The 21,267-nt window shown below is 67.3% G+C and carries 19 protein-coding genes; 7 read left to right on the forward strand and 12 right to left on the reverse strand.

Features of this window, described 5'->3' with window-relative positions; translation table 11 throughout:
- Positions 1-79: 79 nt before the first annotated feature.
- The 5 genes from ACFVTE_RS15490 to ACFVTE_RS15510 form a co-directional block, all read right to left on the reverse strand.
- The gene (locus ACFVTE_RS15490; RefSeq protein WP_387101910.1) at positions 80-2,056 is read right to left on the reverse strand and encodes an MFS transporter; all 1,977 of its coding nucleotides are present in this window, start codon (positions 2,054-2,056) and stop codon (positions 80-82) included.
- Positions 2,057-2,117: 61 nt separating this feature from the next.
- Positions 2,118-2,615 carry a MarR family winged helix-turn-helix transcriptional regulator gene (locus ACFVTE_RS15495; protein ID WP_387101781.1) on the reverse strand — a complete coding sequence of 166 codons (498 nt, stop codon included), beginning with the start codon at positions 2,613-2,615 and terminating at the stop codon, positions 2,118-2,120.
- A gap of 183 nt (positions 2,616-2,798) precedes the next feature.
- Positions 2,799-4,463: a thiamine pyrophosphate-binding protein gene (locus tag ACFVTE_RS15500; RefSeq protein ID WP_387101783.1), complete on the reverse strand. Its 1,665-nt coding sequence runs from the start codon at positions 4,461-4,463 to the stop codon at positions 2,799-2,801.
- A complete protein-coding gene (gene speB, locus ACFVTE_RS15505; RefSeq protein ID WP_387101785.1) occupies positions 4,460-5,572 on the reverse strand; it encodes an agmatinase in 1,113 nt (370 codons plus the stop codon). Before speB ends, ACFVTE_RS15500 begins: the two co-directional genes overlap by 4 nt.
- Positions 5,573-5,730: 158 nt before the next feature.
- Complete coding sequence (locus ACFVTE_RS15510; protein WP_387101786.1) at positions 5,731-6,306, reverse strand: helix-turn-helix domain-containing protein; 576 nt, start codon at positions 6,304-6,306, stop codon at positions 5,731-5,733.
- Positions 6,307-6,597: 291 nt separating this feature from the next.
- On the opposite strand from ACFVTE_RS15510, the gene ACFVTE_RS15515 reads away from it, so the two are divergent.
- Complete coding sequence (locus ACFVTE_RS15515; RefSeq protein WP_387101788.1) at positions 6,598-8,121, forward strand: sodium:solute symporter; 1,524 nt, start codon at positions 6,598-6,600, stop codon at positions 8,119-8,121.
- Between the two features lie 229 nt (positions 8,122-8,350).
- On the opposite strand, the gene ACFVTE_RS15520 is transcribed toward ACFVTE_RS15515, so the two are convergent.
- Positions 8,351-8,587, reverse strand: coding sequence for a hypothetical protein (locus ACFVTE_RS15520; RefSeq protein WP_387101790.1), 237 nt, complete (start codon positions 8,585-8,587; stop codon positions 8,351-8,353).
- A 246-nt stretch (positions 8,588-8,833) separates the two neighbouring features.
- Here ACFVTE_RS15520 and ACFVTE_RS15525 point away from each other — a divergent pair, with 246 nt between their 5' ends.
- On the forward strand, positions 8,834-10,030 hold the full coding sequence (locus ACFVTE_RS15525) for a VIT1/CCC1 transporter family protein (RefSeq protein WP_387101792.1): 1,197 nt from the start codon (positions 8,834-8,836) through the stop codon (positions 10,028-10,030).
- A gap of 141 nt (positions 10,031-10,171) precedes the next feature.
- Entirely contained in the window at positions 10,172-11,176 is a 1,005-nt protein-coding gene (locus tag ACFVTE_RS15530; RefSeq protein ID WP_387101794.1) for a matrixin family metalloprotease, read from the forward strand.
- A gap of 1 nt (position 11,177) precedes the next feature.
- On the opposite strand, the gene ACFVTE_RS15535 is transcribed toward ACFVTE_RS15530, so the two are convergent.
- The 5 genes from ACFVTE_RS15535 to ACFVTE_RS15555 all read right to left on the reverse strand — a co-directional run bounded on the left by ACFVTE_RS15535 (position 11,178) and on the right by ACFVTE_RS15555 (position 16,217).
- On the reverse strand, positions 11,178-12,311 hold the full coding sequence (locus ACFVTE_RS15535) for an LOG family protein (RefSeq protein WP_387101796.1): 1,134 nt from the start codon (positions 12,309-12,311) through the stop codon (positions 11,178-11,180).
- A 154-nt stretch (positions 12,312-12,465) separates the two neighbouring features.
- Complete coding sequence (locus ACFVTE_RS15540; RefSeq protein ID WP_387101797.1) at positions 12,466-13,242, reverse strand: SDR family NAD(P)-dependent oxidoreductase; 777 nt, start codon at positions 13,240-13,242, stop codon at positions 12,466-12,468.
- A gap of 36 nt (positions 13,243-13,278) precedes the next feature.
- Complete coding sequence (locus tag ACFVTE_RS15545) at positions 13,279-14,646, reverse strand: MFS transporter (protein ID WP_387101799.1); 1,368 nt, start codon at positions 14,644-14,646, stop codon at positions 13,279-13,281.
- Between the two features lie 313 nt (positions 14,647-14,959).
- Positions 14,960-15,667: a FadR/GntR family transcriptional regulator gene (locus ACFVTE_RS15550; protein WP_387101912.1), complete on the reverse strand. Its 708-nt coding sequence runs from the start codon at positions 15,665-15,667 to the stop codon at positions 14,960-14,962.
- Positions 15,668-15,749: 82 nt separating this feature from the next.
- Entirely contained in the window at positions 15,750-16,217 is a 468-nt protein-coding gene (locus ACFVTE_RS15555; RefSeq protein ID WP_387101801.1) for an SRPBCC family protein, read from the reverse strand.
- A 71-nt stretch (positions 16,218-16,288) separates the two neighbouring features.
- Here ACFVTE_RS15555 and ACFVTE_RS15560 point away from each other — a divergent pair, with 71 nt between their 5' ends.
- From ACFVTE_RS15560 to iolB, 3 genes are all read left to right on the forward strand, one after another.
- On the forward strand, positions 16,289-17,281 hold the full coding sequence (locus tag ACFVTE_RS15560; RefSeq protein WP_387101803.1) for a gamma-glutamyl-gamma-aminobutyrate hydrolase family protein: 993 nt from the start codon (positions 16,289-16,291) through the stop codon (positions 17,279-17,281).
- Positions 17,282-17,468: 187 nt separating this feature from the next.
- Positions 17,469-18,209 (forward strand): GntR family transcriptional regulator, encoded by a 741-nt coding sequence (locus ACFVTE_RS15565; protein WP_387101805.1) that lies wholly within the window; start codon positions 17,469-17,471, stop codon positions 18,207-18,209.
- A gap of 129 nt (positions 18,210-18,338) precedes the next feature.
- Entirely contained in the window at positions 18,339-19,241 is a 903-nt protein-coding gene (gene iolB, locus ACFVTE_RS15570) for a 5-deoxy-glucuronate isomerase (RefSeq protein ID WP_387101807.1), read from the forward strand.
- 61 nt (positions 19,242-19,302) lie between these two features.
- Here iolB and ACFVTE_RS15575 read toward each other — a convergent pair whose 3' ends face one another.
- Positions 19,303-20,577, reverse strand: a complete 1,275-nt coding sequence (locus ACFVTE_RS15575) for an MFS transporter (RefSeq protein WP_387101808.1) — start codon at positions 20,575-20,577, stop codon at positions 19,303-19,305.
- A gap of 169 nt (positions 20,578-20,746) precedes the next feature.
- Here ACFVTE_RS15575 and ACFVTE_RS15580 point away from each other — a divergent pair, with 169 nt between their 5' ends.
- Entirely contained in the window at positions 20,747-21,196 is a 450-nt protein-coding gene (locus ACFVTE_RS15580) for a MarR family winged helix-turn-helix transcriptional regulator (protein WP_236807221.1), read from the forward strand.
- Positions 21,197-21,267: the final 71 nt, after the last annotated feature.

A 21,267-nucleotide genomic window follows, 5' to 3' on the forward strand; every position in this document is an offset into this window, starting at 1 on the left:
TAGAGTTTTTGTCCAGATAATGGCCTCCGGGAGGGATTTAGCGGCCATTACCTGGACAAAAACTCGGGTCGAGCGGGGGCTACTCGCCGCGGTGCTTGCCGTGCGAGGCGATGTAGTGCGCGGCGGCGCTCTGAAGCTTGCGTTCCTTGGCCAGCCGCCGGCTCAGTGCCTTCAGTTCGGCGCTAACCCGGGCCTGCTCCTCCGCGAGGATCCGCTGCTGCTCGGCCTGCCGGGCGACGGCGTTCAATGCCGTGGCCAGCTGAAGCTGCTGCTCCGCGAGAAGCCCCTGCGTTTCCTGGATGAGCGGCACCAGGTCGGCCGGCTTGTTGTTGTGCATCTCGGCCAGCATGGTCCGGGCCCGCGCCGGCGGTTCGTTCATCGGCATGACCGGCTCCGCCGTCCGTTGCCGGCCGGCGTACGCAGGCGTCTTCGCGTCGTCTTCCAGTTGGCGGGTCAGCACTTCGGCGAACTCACGTTCGAGGTCGTCGTCGGAATACTCGGCGGCCGGAAGTCCGGAACCTGGTGCGGACTCCGCGGCAGCCGGGGCAGCACCCTCCGGGCGGATATCAACGGTCCGGCGCAGCGGCTGTTCCTTGATCAGGAGTACGGCGATGAGGGCAACAACCGCGATGGCGCCGGCGATCAGGAAGATCTCGGCGGTGGCATCGCCGTAGGCGGCCCGCATGATGTCGCGGATCGGGGCGGGCATGTCGGCGAGGTCGAGGCTGGCACCGGAAGCGCCGGAGCCTGCCTTGATGCCGGCGTCGGCAAGGCCCTGGATGGCCAGTTCCTTGACCCGGTTGCTCATGATCGCACCCAGGACGGACACGCCGATCGCGCCGCCCACGGAGCGGAAGAACGCGACGGAAGCGCTTGCCGTGCCGATGTCGCTGGCACTGACGGTGTTCTGAACGGCCAGGACCAGGTTCTGCATGAGCATGCCGAGCCCGAGGCCGAGGATCGCAGTGAAGACGCCGGACTGCCACAGGTCAGTGGTGTGGTCCATGGTGCCGGCGAGGCCCAGGCCGCCGATCAGAAGGACCGAACCGGCGATCAGGTAGCGCTTCCACTTGCCGGTGCGGCTAATGAGCTGGCCGGAAAGCACGGAGCCGATCAGGTTGCCGGCGATCATGGGCAGGGTCAGGAGGCCCGCCTCGGTGGGCGTTGCGCCGCGTGCCACCTGGAAGTACTGGCCGAGGAACGTCGAGGAGCCGAACATCGCAACGCCCACGGCGACCGAGGCCCAGATGGCCAGGGCGGTGGTGCGTTCGGAGATGATCTTCAGCGGGATGATGGGCTGCTCAACCTTGGATTCCACCACCACGAGCAGCGCCAAAAGCACGACGCCGCCGCCCACCATGAGTGCCGACTGCCAGGACCACCAGTCGTAGTAGTCGGGGTTTCCGGCGAACGACACCCAGATGAGAAGCAGGCTGACGCCGGACGTCAGGAGGATAGAGCCGAGCCAGTCGATCTTGGCTGGCCGCTTGACGTGCTGGATCTTGAGGGTGATCTGCAGCAGGATCAGGGCGACGACGGCGAGCGGCACGCAGACGAAGAACGTCCAGCGCCAGCCGAGCGGGCTGTCGACGATGAAACCGCCAAGCAGCGGCCCGCCGGCCGTGCCGACGGCCATGACGGCGCCCATGTAGCCGGAGTACTTTCCGCGGTCCCGGGGCGGGATCATGGAGCCGATGATCGCCTGGGCCAGCGCCGTCAGGCCACCCATGGCGATGCCCTGGACAACGCGGGCCGTCAGCAGCAGCGGGATGGTCTGGGACAGGCCGGCCATCACCGAACCCGCCACGAAGATCACGATGCTGAGCTGGACGAGGACCTTCTTGTCGAACAGGTCCGCGAGCTTGCCCCAGATCGGGGTAGTGGCGGCGTTGGCCAGCAGTGCCGCGGTGATGACCCACGCGAAGTCCGTCTGCGTGCCCTTGAGCTCGGACATGATGGTGGGCAGTGCGTTGGCCACGATGGTGCTGCTGAGGATCGCGGTGAAGAAGGCCGCCAGGAGCCCGGTCAGGGCCTCCATGATCTGCCGGTGCGTCATCGGTGCTTGGGGTGAATGGGCCGAAGGGCGTGACGTGGCCGTCACGGGGACGGCAGCGTGGCTAGCCAATGAACTGCTCCTTGCGTTTCGTGGTGGTTGTGATGGCGCCGGCCGTCGTTGCCCGGGCGGATTCCCGGAGGGATTCCGCAAGTTTGGAGAGTACTTTCGCCGTCTCCTCGGCGTCCTGCTGGCTCCAGTCCTGCAGGAATTCCTGCAGCGTGGCCACGCGGTGTTCCTCGATCTCGATCAGTTTGGCGCGGCCAACGTCGGTGAGGGCCACCAGCTGCGCCCTTCCGTCGTCGGGATCCGGCCGGCGGTGGACCAGCCCCAGATCCTCAAGCTCTGCGATGTGCCGGCTGAGGACCGGCGCGCTGACGCCGAGCCGTGCGGCGAGGTGGGTGGCTCGGGATTCCTTCTCCCCCACGAACCGGAGGACACCCTGCAGCGCGATTCCCGCTTCCAGGCCGCGCGAGTTGGAAATGGCCACGCACCGGACGGCGCGCTGCAGGTCGAAGATCTGCCGCACGAGTTCGGCCGCGGTGTTTGGCTCAACTGCCATGGTGGATTGCCCCTTTTGCTTGCCTTAGGCAACTATATCAGGAAATGGTTGCTTTAGGAAACTAAGCAAACCAAGCAGAGGGACAGCCCGGTTAAATGGCAGAAGCGCGAACGTACAGTTGTGGCCCCATATCCGGGTGGAAATGGGGCCACAACTGTACGTTCGCGCTGGATGTACGGTGGGTTAGTTGTCCAGGTGGGTGGGGGCGAACATCTGCAGCAGAGTTTCGACGACGACGACGTTCGGGCCGTCCGCCGCGAAGCCCTCCTTGAGCGCGTCCCCCACGTTTTCCGGGGCGACCCGGGTGGCCGGAACGCCGAAGGATTCGGCCAGCTTCACGAAGTCCGGCCGCGCCAGTTCGGTGGCGGTCGCCTTGCCGAAGGCGCCCACCATGTATTCGCGCAGGATGCCGTAGCCGCCGTCGTCCACGATCAGCCAGGTGACGGGCACGTTGTGCTGCTTGGCCGTGGCGAGTTCGGCGATGGAGTACATGGCCGAGCCGTCGCCGGACACGGCGAGCACCCGGGCCGACGCCGCGGACTTGCCCACGGTCTCCAGGCCCACAGCCCCGCCGATTGCCGCCGGGAAGCCATAGCCCAGGCCGCCGGCGCCCTGGGCGGAATGGAACTGCCCCTCGCGGGCGTCCCAGCAGCTCCAGCCCCAGTACGCCGAGATGGTCATGTCCCAGAACGTCTGCATGTCCGCCGGAACGGCCTCGCGGATATCGGCCATGAACTTCAGTTCCTTGGCCAGGTCCTGCGACTCCAGCCGCTCCCTGACCTTGCGGAGCGACTCCCGGACCAGGTCCTCGGGCGAGGTTCCGCGCCAGTCGGGCCGGGCATCGGCGGGCACCGCCAGCGACGCGTCGAGGGCCGCGAGCGCCTGGCCGGCGTCGGCGCGGATCCCCAGGCCGGGCCGGTTGGATTCCAGGACGCGCGGTTCGGCGTCGATCTGGATGATCCGGCCGCGCGGTTCGAACGTGAAGTAGTTGGACGTGACCTCACCGAGCGAGGAGCCGATGACCACCAGCACGTCGGCGTCCTCCAGGACGTCCGTCATGTGCCGGTCCTCGATCCACGACTGCAGCGACAACTCATGGTTCCACGGGAAGGCCCCGTTGCCGCCGGGCGTGCAGATGACCGGTGCCCGCAGTTTTTCCGCGATCGAGAGCAGCGACTTTTCCGCCCGGCCCCGGCGGGTTCCACCGCCGGCGATAATGGCGGGACGCTCCGCCGTCGTCAGCCATTTCACGGCTTCCCGGACAAGCTCGACGCGCGGCGGGTTGTCCGCCGCTTCGGCCAGCGCATCCTCGACCGGCGGCACCACGATGGGATCCAGCAGCACGTTCTGCGGGATCTCCAGCCACACCGGACCCTGCGGCGAGGAGATCGCCTCGGTCCAGGCGTCCTGGATGGCGGACGGGATGCCAGAGGCGTGCTGGATCAGGCGCTGGCTCTTGGTGACGTTCGCGGCCGACGCCTTCTGGTCATCGAGCTGGTGCAGCATGCCCTTCCGGCGGGCACCCAGGCCCTCAAGCGGAATCTGGCTGGCGACCACCACCATGGGCACGCCCGTGGCGTAGGCTTCCTGCAGCCCGGCGAGCGACGTCAGCGCGCCCGGCCCGGTGGACAGGAACAGCACGCCCACTTCCCCCGTCGCCCGCGAGTAGCCGTCGGCGGCGAAGGCGCTGTTGTTCTCCACCCGGGAGGACACGAACTTCAGGTTGCCCCGGCCCATAGCGTCGAAGAGGCCCAGCGCGTGCTGGCCCGGGATGCCGAACACCGTCTTCGCGCCGAGCGCTTCGAGGGTTTCGACGACGAGATCCCCGCCGTTGCGGACACCGGTCACTGGGAGTACTCCCCCACGGCGGCACGGACAGCGCCATTGTCGGCCGGCGCGGGCGGGGCTGCCGCGAATCCTGCCGGACGGCGGGCTTCCCGGCCCAGCGCCTGGGCGGCGTAACCGGTCTCGGCGCCGAAGCGGTCGCCGGCGACGGTGTTGTCCGCCATCAGGGTGACGAGCTCGTAAGCCACGTGGCTGGCAGCAACGCCGGTAATCTCGGCATGGTCGTAGGCCGGCGCAACCTCGACCACGTCGGCGCCGACGAGGTTCATGCCGCGGAAGCCACGGATGATCTCCAGGAGTTCCCGGCTGGTGATGCCGCCGGCTTCGGGTGTGCCGGTGCCCGGCGCGTGGGCGGGGTCCAGGACGTCGATGTCGACGGAGATGTACAGCGGACGGTCTCCGATCCGGTCCCGCACCTTCGCCACCGTCTCGAGGACGCCCTGGTAGTAAACGTCAGCGGAGGTGACGATGCCGAACCCGAAGCGGTGGTCGTCGTCGAGATCCTTCTTCCCATACAGCGGGCCGCGGGTGCCGATATGGCTGATGGCCTCCGTGTCCAGGATGCCCTCCTCCACGGCTCGGCGGAACGGCGTGCCGTGCGTGTACTCGGCGCCGAAGTAGGTGTCCCAGGTGTCCAGGTGGGCGTCGAAGTGCAGCATGGCGATGGGGCCGCCCGCGCGCTCGGCGGCGGCGCGCAGCAGCGGCAGCGCGATGGTGTGGTCGCCGCCCAGAGTGAGCAGCTTGCTGCCGCCGGCCGTCAGGTCGAGAGCGTTCTGCTGGATGGTTTCGATCGCCTCGTTGATGTTGAACGGGTTCACGGCCATGTCGCCGGCGTCGGCCACCTGGCAGTTCTCGAACGGGCTGACGTCCCACGCCGGGTTGTACGGGCGGAGCAGCCGGCTGGCCTCGCGGACGTGGTTGGCGCCAAAGCGGGCGCCCGGGCGGTAGGAGACGCCGGAATCGAAGGGCACGCCCACCACGGTGATGTCGGACTTGGCCACCTGGTCCAGGCGCGGCAGGCGGGCATAGGTTGCGGCCCCGGCGTAGCGGGGAATACGGGATGAATCGATGGGGCCAAGGTTGCCGTTGGCTTCGATGCGCAGCTCTTCCAAGGGAACGCCTCTCCTTCGAGGATCGGGGGTGGGTTGTGACAGCCATCATACACTCGAAGTTGTCCAATGTGCACCGTATGTTTACTCGAATTGAGGAAGGCGGGCAGAAAAAACCCGGACCGCCCAGCATGGGGCGGCCCGGGCCGGTTCCAAAAAAGCTACCGGCTCGCGGCCGGCACCAGCACCCATAACACCTCGACGGGTTCATCGGTCGGGTTGACCCAGGTGTGGGGCTCCCGGCCTGGAAAGGTGACGGTGTCGCCGGTGGAAAGCTCGTACTCCTCGTTGGTCAGGATGAGCCTGATGGTCCCCTTGATCACGTGGAGGACATCAACGTCGCAGTCAACGGCATACAGCTCCGATTCGCCGCGGCCCCGCGGATCGATGACGGCCTGGATGATCTGCACGCGCCGCTCGGACCGCGCGGTCAGCAGCCGCTCGACGATGCCCTCCCCGCCGAGGGAAATCCGGGGGCCGGAGTCACGCTTGGTCAGGTGGGTTTCCGGCGCAGCGAACAGGTCGCCAATGGAGATCGACAGAACCTGGCACAGGGTCACCAGCGAGGCCACGGACGGCGAGGTCAGATCCCGCTCCACCCGGCTCAGGAATCCTTTGGTCAAGCCGGTGGCGTCGGCCACCTGCTCGATGGTGAGCCGCTGTGACTGGCGCGCGGCACGGATTCTTGAACCGATGGCAACCGGAACATTGCTCGGCTCAACTGGTAGTGCCTTCATTTACGAACCTTTCACGGCCGGCCGCCCGGCCCCATCATTGGAGTCATAGTATCGGCCCGGCCCTTCTGTGACGCGGGGCAAACCGCGCCCGGGAGCTTTGCGTCTTGACTGTTACTCGAATCACAGCCTACGCTTTTATGCAACAAGTGTTGCTTGTGAAACAACTCCCACAGGAGACGCCCCGCAAGGAACCCAGCGTTCCCCCAGATTTCCGTTCAGTGCAGCGCTACCCGGTCAGCCCGCTTCCCGGCCCGGCCCGCAAGCTGCCAAAGCTCCAAGGATCCCCAAATCATGGACGCAAGTTTCGTCAATATCGCCATCGTGGTGGTCTACCTGGCCGCCATGCTGGCCTTCGGCTGGTGGGGCAAGTCCCGCACCAAGAACAACAGCGACTTCCTCGTGGCCGGCCGCCGCCTCGGCCCGTTCCTCTACACGGGGACCATGGCCGCCGTCGTCCTGGGCGGTGCCTCCACCGTTGGCGGCGTCGGCCTGGGTTACAAGTTCGGCATCTCGGGCATGTGGCTCGTGGTGGCGATCGGCGCCGGCGTCCTGCTGCTGAGCCTCCTCTTCGCCGGCACCATCCAGAAGCTGAAGATCTACACGGTCTCCCAGATGCTGTCCCTGCGCTACGGCAGCCAGGCCACCCGGACCTCCGGCATCGTCATGCTCGCCTACACCCTGATGCTCTGCGCCACCTCCACCGGCGCGTACGCCACCATCTTCGTGGTGCTGTTCGGCTGGGACCGGGCGCTGGCCATCGCCATCGGCGGCGCCATTGTGCTGGTCTACTCAACCATCGGCGGCATGTGGTCCATCACCCTGGCCGACCAGGTCCAGTTCGTCATCAAGACCGTGGGGATCTTCTTCCTCATGCTGCCCTTCACGCTCAACGCAGCAGGCGGCCTGGACGGCATCCGCAGCCGCGTGGAAGCGAGCTTCTTCAGGATTGACGGCATCGGCGTCGAGACGATCATCACCTACTTCGTCGTCTACACCCTCGGCCTGCTGATCGGCCAGGACATCTGGCAGCGCGTGTTCACCGCCAAGACGCCGCGCGTTGCCCGGTGGGGCGGCGCCACCGCCGGCATCTACTGCATCCTCTACGGCGCGGCAGGCGCACTGATCGGCCTCGGCGCGAGGGTGGCGCTGCCCAAGATCGACGTCGCAACCGAAGGCAAGGACGTTGTGTACGCCGAGGTGGCGCAGAACCTTCTGCCCATCGGCATCGGCGGCCTGGTGCTCGCCGCCGCCGTCGCGGCCATGATGTCCACCGCGTCCGGCGCCCTGATCGCCGCTGCTACCGTGGCCCGCGCAGACGTGCTGCCGTTCGTCGCCGGCTGGTTCGGCAAGACCATCAACACCGACGATTCCGACAACCCCGAGCACGACGTCAAGGCCAACCGCATGTGGGTCCTCGGCCTGGGCATCGTGGCCATCCTGATCGCCATCATCACCAAGGACGTCGTCGCGGCCCTCACCATCGCCTACGACATCCTGGTGGGAGGCCTCCTCGTGGCCATCCTCGGCGGACTCATCTGGAAGCGCGGCACCGGCATCGCGGCCGCGGCGTCCATGGCGGTCGGATCCGTGGTGACGCTGGGGACCATGATCGTCCTGGAGATCAATGCCAAGGCACCGCTGGACGGCGTCTTTGCCAACGAGCCGATCTACTACGGCCTGCTCGCTTCCGCGGTGGTCTACGTGGCGGTGTCGCTGCTGACCAAGCCCACGGACCCCGCGGTCATGAGCCGCTGGTACCGCCGGGTGGCCGGCAAGGACACCGAGGAAGTGCCGGTTTCGGCCCCCGCACACTAATGTCACGTCCGCTGATGCGGCGGCTTTAAAACTACGACGACGGCGGTGCCTCCCAGCGCAGGGAGGCACCGCCGTCGTACGTCAAAGAGTCGTGCGTTAAAGAGTCGTGGTCCCCACCCGCTCCCTTCCCTCGCAAGTCCACATCGGCTCCCAGCCTTCGCAAGCTCAGGCAGGGAACCCGGCGGGCGGGGCCCAGGAGTTGGCTACAGCGGGAGGAACGGTTCACGCCTTACGTTTCGTAGCTTTCGTCCGCACGGAACTCGTCGTCCGCGTCCAGCGGAACTGTCCGTTCGTCGTCGTCCACCACCTCGGGGTTGGCGGGAACAACCCGCTCTTCGGAGTCAAGGAATTCGTCTTCCGTGTCCCAGTCCTCGTCCACGGGCGCGTCCTCGGCAAAGTCGTAGGCGGGATCGGACTCGATGGTGTTGCGGGTGTCCGGCTCGGGGCGCGATCCGTTGGTGTTCATCAGGCAGACCTCCGTGTGGTTGGACTTCCGTACCCGCCGTCGGCGAGGCACATTTTCATCAGATCACCGCGGGTGCGGGTGGTCAAGGGCGTTCGGACGGGCCGGCGGCATTGGCTCCGGCGGGCGGTCTTATTGAGGTTTCCCTAAACTTTGGGCTAAGGGTTACCGGCCGAAAATCCGCGGAATTACGGGGTAAAGTGGGCGGTGCAATGGGGCCGCATCAGTCCCATCTACCCAGGAGTTCCCGTGTCTCAGCACGCAAAATCTGACCCCCACACCAGCGGCAACGCGTCCGCCTCTTCCGCCGCAACCAATGGCCCCACTGACGGCGCCGCGGTTTCCACCCCACCGGCCTCCCGGCCGGAACCCAGCGCCGCCGACATCAAGCGCTGGCGCCAGTACCTGGCCGACGAAAGGGCCGAGGCCGCCGTCTACCGCGTGCTCGCGCAGAACCGTACCGGCGAAGAGCGCGCTATCCTCCTGGCCCTCGCCGAAGCCGAAGGCCGCCACGAGGCGCACTGGCTGAAGCTGCTGGGTGAGCACGCCGGCAAGCCCCGGCACGCTTCCCTGCGCAGCCGTTTTCTGGGCTTCCTCGCCCGCCACTTCGGGTCCGTGTTCGTGCTCGCGCTGGCGCAGCGGGCCGAGGGCCGCTCCCCCTACACCAGGGAACCGTCGGCCACCCCGGCCATGGCGGCCGACGAGCAGATCCACGAGGAGGTGGTCCGCGGCCTGGCAACCCGGGGCCGCAACCGGCTGGCCGGTACGTTCCGGGCCGCCGTCTTCGGCGCCAATGACGGCCTGGTCAGCAACCTCTCGCTGGTCATGGGCATGGCCGCCACGGGCGTTGGCAGCGGCGTTGTCCTGCTCAGCGGCATCTCCGGACTCCTGGCGGGCGCGTTCTCCATGGGCGCCGGCGAATTCGTTTCGGTCCGTTCCCAGCGCGAGCTGCTGGACGCCACCCGGCCCACCCAGGTGACTCTGGTGGCGGCACCGCAGCTGGACATCGAGCACAACGAGCTCCTGCTGGTCTACCTGGCCCGCGGCATGTCCCGCGAGGCGGCCGAACACCGCGTGGCCGAGCGCATGGGCCTCTTCACATGCGACTGCGATCCAAGCCTTTCGCTCCATCCCGAGCTCCCCGAGAGCGAGGACGAGCACGAAGCCGTGGGCACCGCCTGGGGCGCCGCGCTCTCCAGCTTCTGCTTCTTCGCCTCCGGGGCGATCGTGCCCATCATTCCCTTCCTTTTCGGCATGACCGGAATCGGCGCCCTCATCGTGGCCGCCGTCCTGGTGGGCGTCGCCCTGCTGGCCACCGGCGGCACCGTCGGCCTGCTGTCCGGCACCTCGCCGCTGACCCGCGGCCTGCGGCAGCTCGCCATCGGCCTTGGTGCGGCCGGAGTGACCTACCTTCTGGGCATGGCGTTTGGCTCTGTGATCGCCTGATCGGGCTGACTGGCTGGCTGGCTGGTTGGCTAAGCCGGTTTCATGCGCTCGTTAGCGGAACTGTAAAGTGTGTCTGTTTGCCTGATGCCTGTTTTCCCTTGTGGGGGTGCCGCGGCAGAGGAATGCCGTGAAAGGGGAGCAGTGGAGGGTCAGGAGCCCGGGTCGAGTCAACGCCGGCACCGGCACGGGCCGCGCCACTCGGGTCCGGCCACCGCGGCGGCGAAGTTCATCCGCCGCCTGATCGTGCTTGTTGCCCTTGGTTGTGCGGCGTTCCTCGCGGCCGGAATGGCCTACGGGGACCCCCGCTTTGCCGGTGTGCTGAACTTCCGCATCGGTTCGGGGGACCAGTCCTCGTCCCGGCAGGATGGTGCCGGTCAGGATGGTGCCGGGGAGGATCCGGCCGGGCAGGCGGGGCAGCCCGGACACGGCCGGCAGCCTGGCGGGGCCAGTGCCGGGTCCGGAGGCACCGGTACCGCGGGTGCACCGCCGCCGGGCCTCGAGGAGGCAGCCACTCCCCTGGGCACACCGGCACCGCCTCCCCCGCCCAGCGACTCCTACAAGTTCCTCGCAGTGAACAGCGACGGCTCCCCCGTGGGCTACTCGCCATGCCGTCCGCTGCACTATGTGGTGAATGCCGGCCTTGCGCCGGAGGGTGCGGCGGGCCTGGTTCCCTTGGCGATCCGGGAAATTTCCCGGGTCACCGGCATCCAGTTTGTGGACGACGGCGCCACCGACGAACAACCCTCGGACCAGCGTGCACCCTACCAGCCCGAAGCTTACGGCGACCGCTGGGCGCCCCTGCTGATCAGCTGGACCACGCCGGACGCGGCTCCCAAGCTGGGCGGCAAGGTCATCGGCACCGGCGGCAGTACCCACTACAGTTACGGGAACGGTCCCAAGAGCTACGTCACCGGCAGCCTGGAACTGGATGCCCCGCAGATGGCCATCGAGCTGGAACGCCCCGACGGCAGCGCCTACGCCACCGCAGTCATCCTCCATGAACTGAGCCACGTGATGGGACTGGAGCACGTTAGCGACCCCGTGCAGCTCATGTATCCGGAGATCGGCGCGCCCGACGGCCTCGCGGCCGGCGACCTGAACGGCCTCTACCGGCTGGGCAAGACACCCTGCCGCAAGGATCTGTAGCTCACCGGCCGAGGACCGCGAGCGCCTCGTCCACGCTGTCCACCAGGAAGATCCGCTGCTCCATGGCCCGTCCCGCCGCGAGACTTTGCAGCATGGGCCAGGCCGGAAAGCGATGCTCCCAGTGCTCCCTGCCCACCAGCACCATCGGGGTCATGGTCTCCGGGGCGCCGTAGTAGTTCTCGCAGGCATCCTGGAAGATCTCCTGCACCGTGCCCGCGGCGCCGGGCAGGAAGACGATCCCGCCGTTGCAGACCTCGAGGAGAATGGCCTCGCGGACGGCGTTGGCAAAGTACTTGGCGATGTGGGTGGCGAAGTAGTTGGGCGGTTCGTGTCCGTAAAACCAGGTGGGAATGCCGAGGGACGCGGTCCCGTCCGGAAAGCGTCCGACGGCGGCTGCCGCAGCGCGTGCCCAGGCGGACACCGAGGGGCGGAAGCCGGGGACGGCAGCAAGCTCCCGCAGCACACCGTGGAAATCGTCGTCGTCGGCCATGCTGAGATAGGCACCCAGGTTGGCGGCCTCCATGGCTCCGGGGCCGCCGCCGGTGGCCACCAGGTGGCCGCGCCGGGCCAGGAGCCGGCCGAGTGTGGCGGCCGCGGCGAATCCGTTGGTCCCCCGCTGCAGGGCGTGGCCGCCCATGACCCCGACGATGGAACGGCCGCCGCTGTTGAGGGTGCGGACGAATTCCTCCAGCGCGTCGCCGACGGCGTGGTCGTGCAGGGCTGCCGCGAGGGTGGAGTCGAGGCGGTTCCGCTGACCCGGGCGCATGCTCCACTGGTAGACCAAAGCGTCGGGGGTTTTCTCGTAGGGCCCATCGACGATGCCCGCATACAGCTCCTGCGGGGTGTAGAGCCCGGCACGATAAGGATTGAAGGGGACGCCGGTAAGCCGCGGGAAGATCAGTGCGCCCCTGCTGCGGAGCGAAGCCTCCACACCCGGGTCGAAGGTGCAGCCCAGGAAAACCGCGCCCTCGGCGTCCAGGCTTGCCAGGGCGGTGCCGCGTCCGCGCAGGTCCAGCGACTGGGCGTGCCAGCCGTGCATCGCCCTGGCTCCCGCGCTCACCAGCCGGTCGAACCTGGCAATGCTGTCCACCTCAAGGGTCCGCGGGCTGGGGTTCAGGCTGCCGGAGGGGTTCATGCTGCCCAGCCTAGTGCCGTGTTCAGCACTGCCACCGAAGCCCGTGCCCGGAACTCGACGACCTGAAAACCCAACTAGGTAGCAGCTGTGGGCGTTCCCAGCGCTGAGAACGCCCTGTGCTGCTACCTAGTTGGGTGGAAATATCAGGAACGGGTTAGGAAACCTGGAGGCCGCCGTTGATGTCGTAGGTGGCGGCGGTGATGTAGCCCGAGTCCGCGCCCAGCAGGAAGGAGATCAGCGCAGCCACTTCCTCGCGCGTACCCACGCGGCCCATCATGATGCCCTCGGACATCTGCGCCTTGCGGTCCTCGCTCAGCGCGCCGCCCATGATGTCGGTGTCGATCGGACCCGGGGCAATGGCGTTCACCGTCACGCCGAACTCGCCCACTTCGCGGGCCAGGGCCCGGGTGAACCCGATGATGCCTGCCTTGGAGGCACTGTACGCCACCTTGGAATAGGTGCCGCCGCCGCGCTGGGCGGAGATCGAGGAGATGCTCACGATGCGGCCGAGCTTGCGCTCGATCATTCCCTTGAGCACCCGCTGGGACACCACAAACGTGCCGCGCATGTTGATGGCGAAGACCTTGTCCCACTCGGCAACCGTGGTTTCCATGAAGGGCGTCGGCGAGCTGATGCCGGCCAGGTTGGCCAGAGCCACGATCGGCGGCAGGGATGCTTCGATCTCGGTGATCGCCCGGTCCACCGATGCCTCGTCGGAGACGTCTGCGCCCACGCCGATCGCCTTCACTGCACGGTTGGACCCGATCTCCGCGGCAGCGGCCTTCGCATCCTCGGCGTTGATGTCCAGGATCGCGATGGACCAGCCTTCGCTGGCCATGCGGTCAGCGGCTGCGCGGCCAATGCCGCGGGCAGACGCTGCGCCGGTCAGCACAACGGTGCGCTCTGCGGGGAATGGGGTGATTGAGCTCATTGCGGGTATTCCTTCGGGTGGTTCTCGGATGGGTCTTTAGTGGCTGGCCGGAGCGTCTGCGGAGGCCTTGACTGCCGGATCCAGCGCCGCATCGCCTTCGGGGCGCCTGCGGGCATAGAGGTAGGTGGCCACGGCCGTGACGCAGAGGCAGAAGGAGAGGAAGAGCAGGCCGCTCTGGTTGTTCCCGGTCGCGTCCTTCAGCAGGCCCACTGCGTAGGGGGCGACGAATCCGCCCAGGTTGCCCAGCGAGTTGACCATGGCCAGGCCGGAGGCTGCGGCTGCGCCGGTGAGCGCTGCGGACGGCATGGACAGGAACGGGGCAATGGCTCCGTAGATGCCCATCGCCGAGGCGGTCAGGGCGATGAGCGCCAGGACCGGGTTGACCGGGAGGAGGTAGCCGGCGGCGAGCAGGCCCAGGCCTGCCAGGACCATGCTGACGGCGCTGTGCCACGCACGTTTGCCGGTCTTGTCAGCACGCTTGCTCCAGAAGTAGACGAAGGCTGCTGCCACTGCGTACGGGATGAGGACGATGAATCCGACCTCGGCCGTGGAGAACTTGCCCAGGGCTGCCACGATGGTGGGCATCCAGAGTCCGAGGCCGTAGATTCCGCAGACCAGGCCGAAGTAGAGGGCCGAGTAGACGATGGTGCGCTTGTCCTTGAGGCCGGCCAGGAAGTTGTGGCTGCTGCCCTTGGACTTGGCTGCCAGTTCGGCGTCCATGGTGGTGGCGAGCCATTCGCGTTCGTCGGCGTTGAGCCACTTGGCGTCGCGGGGACGGTCCGTCATCAGGAACGGGGTCAGCACACCCAGGAGGATGGCGGGGATGCCCTCAATGATGTAGAGCCACTGCCAGCCGTGCAGGCCCATGATGCCGTCCATCTGGAGGAGCAGGCCGGAAACAGGTGCACCCAGGGCGTTGGAGATGGGCTGCGCGAGGATGAAGATGCCCAGCACGGTGACGCGCTGTGCGGCAGGGAACCACAGGGTCAGGTAGAAGAGGATGGCGGGGAAGAAGCCGGCCTCGGCCGCGCCGAGCAGGAAGCGGATGATGTAGTAGGTGGATTCGCCGTTCACCAGCGCCATCGCGGCTGCGAAGATACCCCAGGTGATGAGGATGCGGGCCAGCCATTTGCGGGCGCCGAATTTGTACATGCCGGCGTTGCTGGGGATTTCGAGTACGGCGTAGCCGAGGAAGAAGATGCCGGCGCCCAGTCCGTAGGCTGCGGCGCTCAGGCCGATGTCCTCGCTCATGGTCAGTTTGGCGAAGCCGACGTTGTTCCGGTCCAGGTACGCGATGAAGTAGAGCAGGACGATCAGTGGCATTACGCGGCGACGGACCTTGCGGAGCGTGCGGTCTCCAAGCTCGCCGAGTCCGGAGGACTTTGTGGTTAATGAAGTCATCATCGACCTTCTGTCTGGCGGTTCCCGGCCCGGCGGCTTTGCGGTGGGAAACCGCTGCTTGTCTTTGTGGGGGTTCTGTCCGGTTCAGCAATTATGTCTGATTTATCTGATGTCAGACATCTGATGGAAGAACATGACCAAAAGCATAGGAGGGTGACGAGCGTTACGTCAAGGCGAAACGGCTGGAGCCTGGAAAAGGCAGGCCGGGGAAGCTGGCGGATTTGAAGAAAGGCGGCCGGAGAAGACCGGCGGACGACAGAAAAATGCGCGCTACCGGACGAAACCTCGAACTACGGCGGGAACCGAAAACCCAGGCCTAGGGGCGCTGGCCGTGAACGTAGCGCTCGTAGTCCTCGAAGGTCTGGTCCATGTGCTCGTCCATGGCCTTGCGAGCCAGCTCGGCGTCGCCGGTGAGGATGCCCTCCAGCACGCGCTGGTGGAAGGCGATGGCGTGGCGCTGGATCTCCTCGATGGCCGACGTCTCGCGGCGGGCGCGGTAGAGGGACTGGCCCAGCTGCGCCAGGAGGGCACGGACAAACGGGTTGCCGGAGGCCTTCAGAACGGTGTCGTGGAAGGCGATGTCGGCCGCCACGAAACCGTCAAGGTCGCCGGCCTCGTGATACCGCTTCATGTCCGCGATGGACGCCCGCATCTCCTCGGCATGCTCGGGGGTGTGGCGCCTGGCGGCGAGCGCGGCGGCACCGGTTTCCACCATGCGCCGGACCTCGATCAGGCCGCGCGACACCTGGTCGTCCGCATTGCCGTGCGAGGCGGCCTTGATGATGGCGTCAAGGCCGGTCCAGTTGTCTGCGGGATTTACGAACGTTCCGCGGCCCGCCTTGACGTACAGGATGTTCTGGGCCCGGAGTGCTTTCAGGGCTTCCCGGGCGGTCAGCCGGCTGACGTCGTAGGCCTTGGCGATGTCAGCTTCCGGCGGCAATGCGTCATGCGGCTTCAGCCTGCCGTCGAGGATGTCGTCCAACAGACCGTCAACGAGGTCGTCAACAAGTGTCCTGCGCCCCACCGACTGCCCTACTTTCGCCTTGCCTGATGCCCCCAACACTACCGAAACTGGCGCAGACGCAGTAAAAAAGGCGCGAAGTGCATCAGCTTGCGGCCTGGGCACCCGTAACGTACGCCTCCAGCCTGGCGAGCGTCCTGTCGATATTCTCCGGATGGCGGCCCAGGTAGCCGGCCAGCCGAAGAAGGAATTTGCCGCGGACATGGCGCGCATCCCACTGTTCGGTGACAAGGGTTCCGGGAACGCCGCTGCAGTCTGTGCCCGGCTCCAGCAGGTAACGCCACACGTGCCCGTAGAAATGGCGCCACGCGATCCGGCGGCCCTCCTCGAACTCAGTGACGGTGTTGAGGATCCGGTAATTGACCCGGATTTTCATGTCCATGCCGAACTTGGCCCCAGGCCCAAGGCGCTCCGGGCCCCTGGGCTGGACTCCCTGCACCGTGCCCGAACCGTCGATTTCACTGTGCATTGCGGGCGTGGCCAGGATCGCGAAGATCCGGTCCGGCGCCGCGGCGATGAAGCGTTCCCGGGACACCAGATATCGGTTGCTCATCGGCCCAGCCTAACCGCCCGGTTATGGGGCAGAATTTGAGGATGCAGAATTCAACGCGGAATTCAGGAACAATGCAGGCCCCAAACGCAGCCCAGAACACGGCCACGGCGCAGGCCCGAGACACAGTCCCGGATGCAGACGCTGCGCCGAGTGCGGAGCCGGGCGATGTGCGCCGGCCGCGGATCGGCATCCCCGTCCGTCTGAGCAGCTCGGCGGATCCGGACCCGCGGGTGGCCAAGGCCAACAGCCTCTTCGGCTGCATCGTCAGCCTCATCCGCGATGTCGGCGGGGAACCGGTGCTGCTCACCCCCGAATCCCTGGAAGGGCTACCGGCGGGCGGCCTGAACGGCGCGCCGTCCGGCGGAACTTCCGACGGCGGATCCTCCGGCGGCGTTAAGGTCCCGGACGCGCCCGAGGCGCTTGACGGCGTCGTACTTCCAGGCGGCGGCGACGTCGATCCGCGCCTCTACGGCGAGGAGCCGGGGCCCTCCCTCTACGACGTCAACGCAGAGCAGGACCGGCTGGACATCGCGGTGGCGCGGCGCGCGCTCGATGCCGGCACGCCGGTGCTGGGGATCTGCCGCGGGCACCAGCTGCTGAATGTCCTGTACGGCGGAACGCTGGTCCAGGATATGACGCCGGGCACCGTGCCGCACCGCCAGATCCCGGCAGCGGCCAACAGGCCCTGGGTCTGGCACGAGGTGACCATCACCCGGGGGTCCAAGGTGGCGAAGATGTACGCCGACGTCGAAAATCCGGAAGCCGGCGGGACGGCGTCCGCCGGCACCGCTGATGCGGCCCCGGGCAAGCCAGCTGATGCCGCCGGGGCGGGTGGCACGGCCGCCGTCGAGGTCAAGATCGCTTCCGGCCACCACCAGGCTGTGGACCGGGTGGCGCCGGGGCTGCTGGTAACCGCCGTCGCGGACGACGGAACCGTGGAGGCGCTGGAGGACCCCGAGCGGTGGGTCGCATCGGTGCAGTGGCACCCGGAGGCTCTCGAGCTGACCGAGGAGCAACGGCTGGCACCGTTCCGGGTGTTCGTGGACGCCTGCCGCACGCGCTGAGTGCCCGGGGCGCTCGCCCGGGCGCCCTGACAAGCCATCCTGACCGGCCGCCTTCTCAAACCGGCGCATTCCTTGACTGGCGGCACCTCCCTGCTATGATCAAAATCAGGGTATGTCCTAACAAACGGACATGCACTGACATACAGGCCTCCGGACGCAGGAACCTGCAGCATAAAGGGAGCACTCAATGGCGAACCAACTACACCTCAGCATCGACCGCTCGTCGCCGGTGCCGCTGTACCATCAGGTCGTCCAGGGCATTGAAGCTGCAATCCACACCGGCCTGCTGGAACCCGGGAGCCGGCTGGAGAACGAGATCGACCTCGCCGCCCAGCTGAACCTCTCGCGCCCCACCATGCGCAAGGCAATGGACGAACTGGTCCGCTCCGGGCTGCTGGTCCGGAAGCGGGGCGTCGGCACGCAGGTGGTGTCGAGCCAGGTCCGCCGCCCCCTAGAGCTGTCCAGCCTGTACGACGACCTGACCAACAACGGCAGCAAGCCCACCACCGAGGTGCTCACCTTTGCTCACATCGAGGCCGACGCCGCCACGCGGGAGGCCCTGCACCTCGCCGCCGGGGCCAAGGTCTACCACTTCACCAGGCTCCGGAAGGTGGGCGGCAAGCCACTGGCCCTGATGGAGAACTGGGTGCGGGACGACATCACGCACATCGACGAGGACCTGCTCAAGACGCAGGGCCTGTATAGCATCCTGCGCGCCGGCGGCGTCAACTTCCGGCTGGCCACGCAGCGCATCGGCGCGATGGTGGCCAACGACTACCAGGCTCCGCTGCTGGAGACCGAGGCCGGCTCAGCCCTGGTGACCATGGAACGCACCGCGGTCGATGACACGGGGCGGAACGTTGAAACCGGACACCACGTTTACCGCGGCGACTCCTACAGCTTCGAGATGACACTGGTTCAGCGCTAGACCAGTCCAGCGCCAATGCAGCGGTAGCCCACAGAGGCAGCTTCAGCGCACGGGCGGCGACCTGCCTGCCGTTGCGCCGGACCGTCGTGCGCCGGACAGACCACCACACCTCCGAAAGGACACCACCTCATGGCCGAATGGGTCTACCCTCTGGGCAGTGCAGCCGAAGGCTGCTGGGACGTTTCGCTGGGAACGTCCGACTCAAAACTTGCAGTGGAAGGCTGGGAACACACGGGACTGAAGGTGGCCACGCTTGGGCCGGGCGCCGTCGTCGAACTTCCCCCTGCCGCCGAGGAAAGAATTGTCATCCCGCTGAGCGGCGCGTTCACGGCCACAGTGGACGGGCTGGACTACCCCCTGGCCGGGCGGGCCAGCGTGTTCAGCGGCCCCACCGACGTGCTGTACTCCGGGACGGACAAGGCGGTGACGGTCACCTCGTCCGACGGCGGCCGGGTTGCCATTGCGGCGGCGCCCGCCAAGGTCCAGTACCCCACCCGCCTGATCACCGCGGCGGAGACGCCGGTGGAGCTGCGCGGCGCCGGGAACTGCTCGCGCCAGGTCCACAACTTCGGCACCCCCGCCGCGCTTGAAGCCGACCGCTTCATCGTGTGCGAGGTCCTCACTCCCGCCGGCAACTGGTCCTCCTACCCTCCCCACAAGCACGACGAGGAGAAGGAAGGCGAGACCCAGCTCGAGGAGATCTACTACTTCGAGACGCGGGTGGCCGCCGCCCCGGGCTCCACGGGCCCGGGCGGGAAGGCGGACGCGATCGGCTACCAGCGGGTCTATGCCTCCGACCACCGGCCCATCGACGTATCGGCCGAGGTCCGCACGGGCGACGTGGTGCTGGTGCCCTACGGCTGGCACGGCCCGGCGATGGCCGCACCCGGCTACGACATGTACTACCTCAACGTCATGGCCGGGCCCGGCCGCGTCCGCGACTGGCTCATCAGCGACGACCCGCACCACGGCTGGGTGCGCCAGACCTGGGACAGCCAGAACCTGGACCCCCGGCTGCCGTTCGGGGCGTAGGTACTGCCCGCGGCCTTCGCCCGCTTTGGGCGCGGCGGTTCGGGACCGGCGGGGTGCGGGCCTAACGGACGGCAACGGGTCCGACGTCGGCCGGTTCGGCCTTGACTGAACCGGCCGCTTCCGTCTCCTCCCCCGTTGGGGACGCAACAGTTGCGGCGGTTGCCTCTGGAACCGAATTCCGGCGGGCAACTGCCTTGGCACGGGCCGCGGCGCCGGCCATCACCGCCAGGCCCAGGAAGGTGATGGCGGCCCCCGCCCAAATGGGCGAGGTGTAGCCCAGGCCGGCGGTGATGGTCACGCCGCCGAGCCAAGCGCCCAGGGCGTTGCCCACATTGAACGCGCCGATGTTGGCTCCGGACGCCAGTGTGGGCGCCTTGGCCGCGTACTTCATGACGCGCATCTGCAGGCCGGGCACCGTGGCGAACCCGAAACCGCCCAGGAGCAGCAGCGACGCAAAGGTGAGCACCTGGTTACCCGCGCTCAGGGCAAAAGTCACCAGCACCACCACGAGGACCGAGAGCACAGCGAGCAGGGTGCGGTCGACGTCGCGGTCGGCCGCCCTGCCACCGAAAGTGTTGCCGATAAAGAGGCCCACGCCAAAGACAATCAGCAGCCACGGCACTGTGGAGGCGGCGAATCCGGAAACTTCGGTGAGGGTGAAGGCGATGTAGGTGAAGGCGCCGAACATGCCGCCGTAGCCGAGGATGGTCACGAGGATGGACAGCCACACCTGGCCGGAGCGGAAGGCGCGCAGCTCGCTGCGCAGGCCGCCGCTTGCGTTGTCGCCGGGCCCCGCCTTGGGCACGAGGGCCAGGATGCCGGCGAGCGCCAGCACTCCGATGCCGGTGATGGCCCAGAAGGTGGAACGCCAGCCCGCAGCCTGCCCCAGGAGAGTGCCGAGCGGAACCCCGAGGACGTTGGCGGCCGTGAGCCCGGTGAACATGATGGCGATGGCGGCGGCCTTCTTGGTCGGAGCGACCATGCCGGCCGCCACAACCGCCCCGATGCCGAAGAAGGCACCGTGCGCGAGGGCGGCAACCACCCGGCCAGCCATCATCGCCCAGTAGTCAGGAGCAATGGCGGACAGCAGGTTGCCGGCAATGAAGAGCACCAGCAACATGGCCAGCACGGGCTTGCGCTGGAAGCGGGACACCGCGGCGGTGAGTCCCAGCGCTCCCACCACAACCGCGAGGGCATAGCCGGAGATGAACCAGCCGGCGGAGGCTTCGCTCACGCGGAAGTCGGTGGCCACTTCGGGGAGCAGCCCCATGATGACGAATTCGGTGAGTCCGATGCCGAACCCGCCGAGGGCTAGGGCTATCAGGCCAATAGGCATGGATGTGCTCCTTCGGAACTGTACTGAATGGGGAGGGCGGCGTAAGGTATTAGTTGCAGGCGCGCTATATTTCGTTGCACAAGCAAATATTGCATAAAAAGATATAGCGCGCAAGCAACTATCTGCCGTGCTCTGTTCCGAGTGAGCCGGAGAACTGGAGGAGGAGCCCATGGGCATCAAGGACGACGCCGTGGAGGTGCGCGCCCAGGGATGGCGCACGCTGGCGGCCCTGCACGGGCTGATCGAAGCGGAGCTGGAACGGTCGCTGCAGGGCCAGGCGCAGCTTTCCGTCGTCGAGTACACGGTGCTGGACGCGCTCAGCCGGCAGGACGGGTGGCACATGCGCATGCAGCAGCTGGCGCGTGCCACCGCCCTCAGTGCCAGCGCGACGACGCGCCTCGTGAACCGGCTGGAGGACCGCGGCCTGCTGACACGCATCCTGTGCGCGGACGACCGCCGCGGCATCTACACCGAACTGACCGACAGCGGGAGCAAGCTGCTCGCCGAAGCGCGGCCGGTCCACGACGCAACGCTGGAACGGACCCTCGCCGAAGCGCAGCAGGTGCCGGAGCTGGCACCCCTGGTGGACGCACTCCCCCGCCTCCACGCCGGCGTCTAACTCGCCCGGCCAGCCACCCGCCGTCGAGCGCCTTTTATGACGAGTTTTTGAGCAGATAATGCCCCCTCGAG

The sequence above is a fragment of the Arthrobacter sp. NPDC058097 genome, assembly GCF_042884885.1.
Taxonomy (GTDB): Bacteria; Actinomycetota; Actinomycetes; order Actinomycetales; family Micrococcaceae; genus Arthrobacter.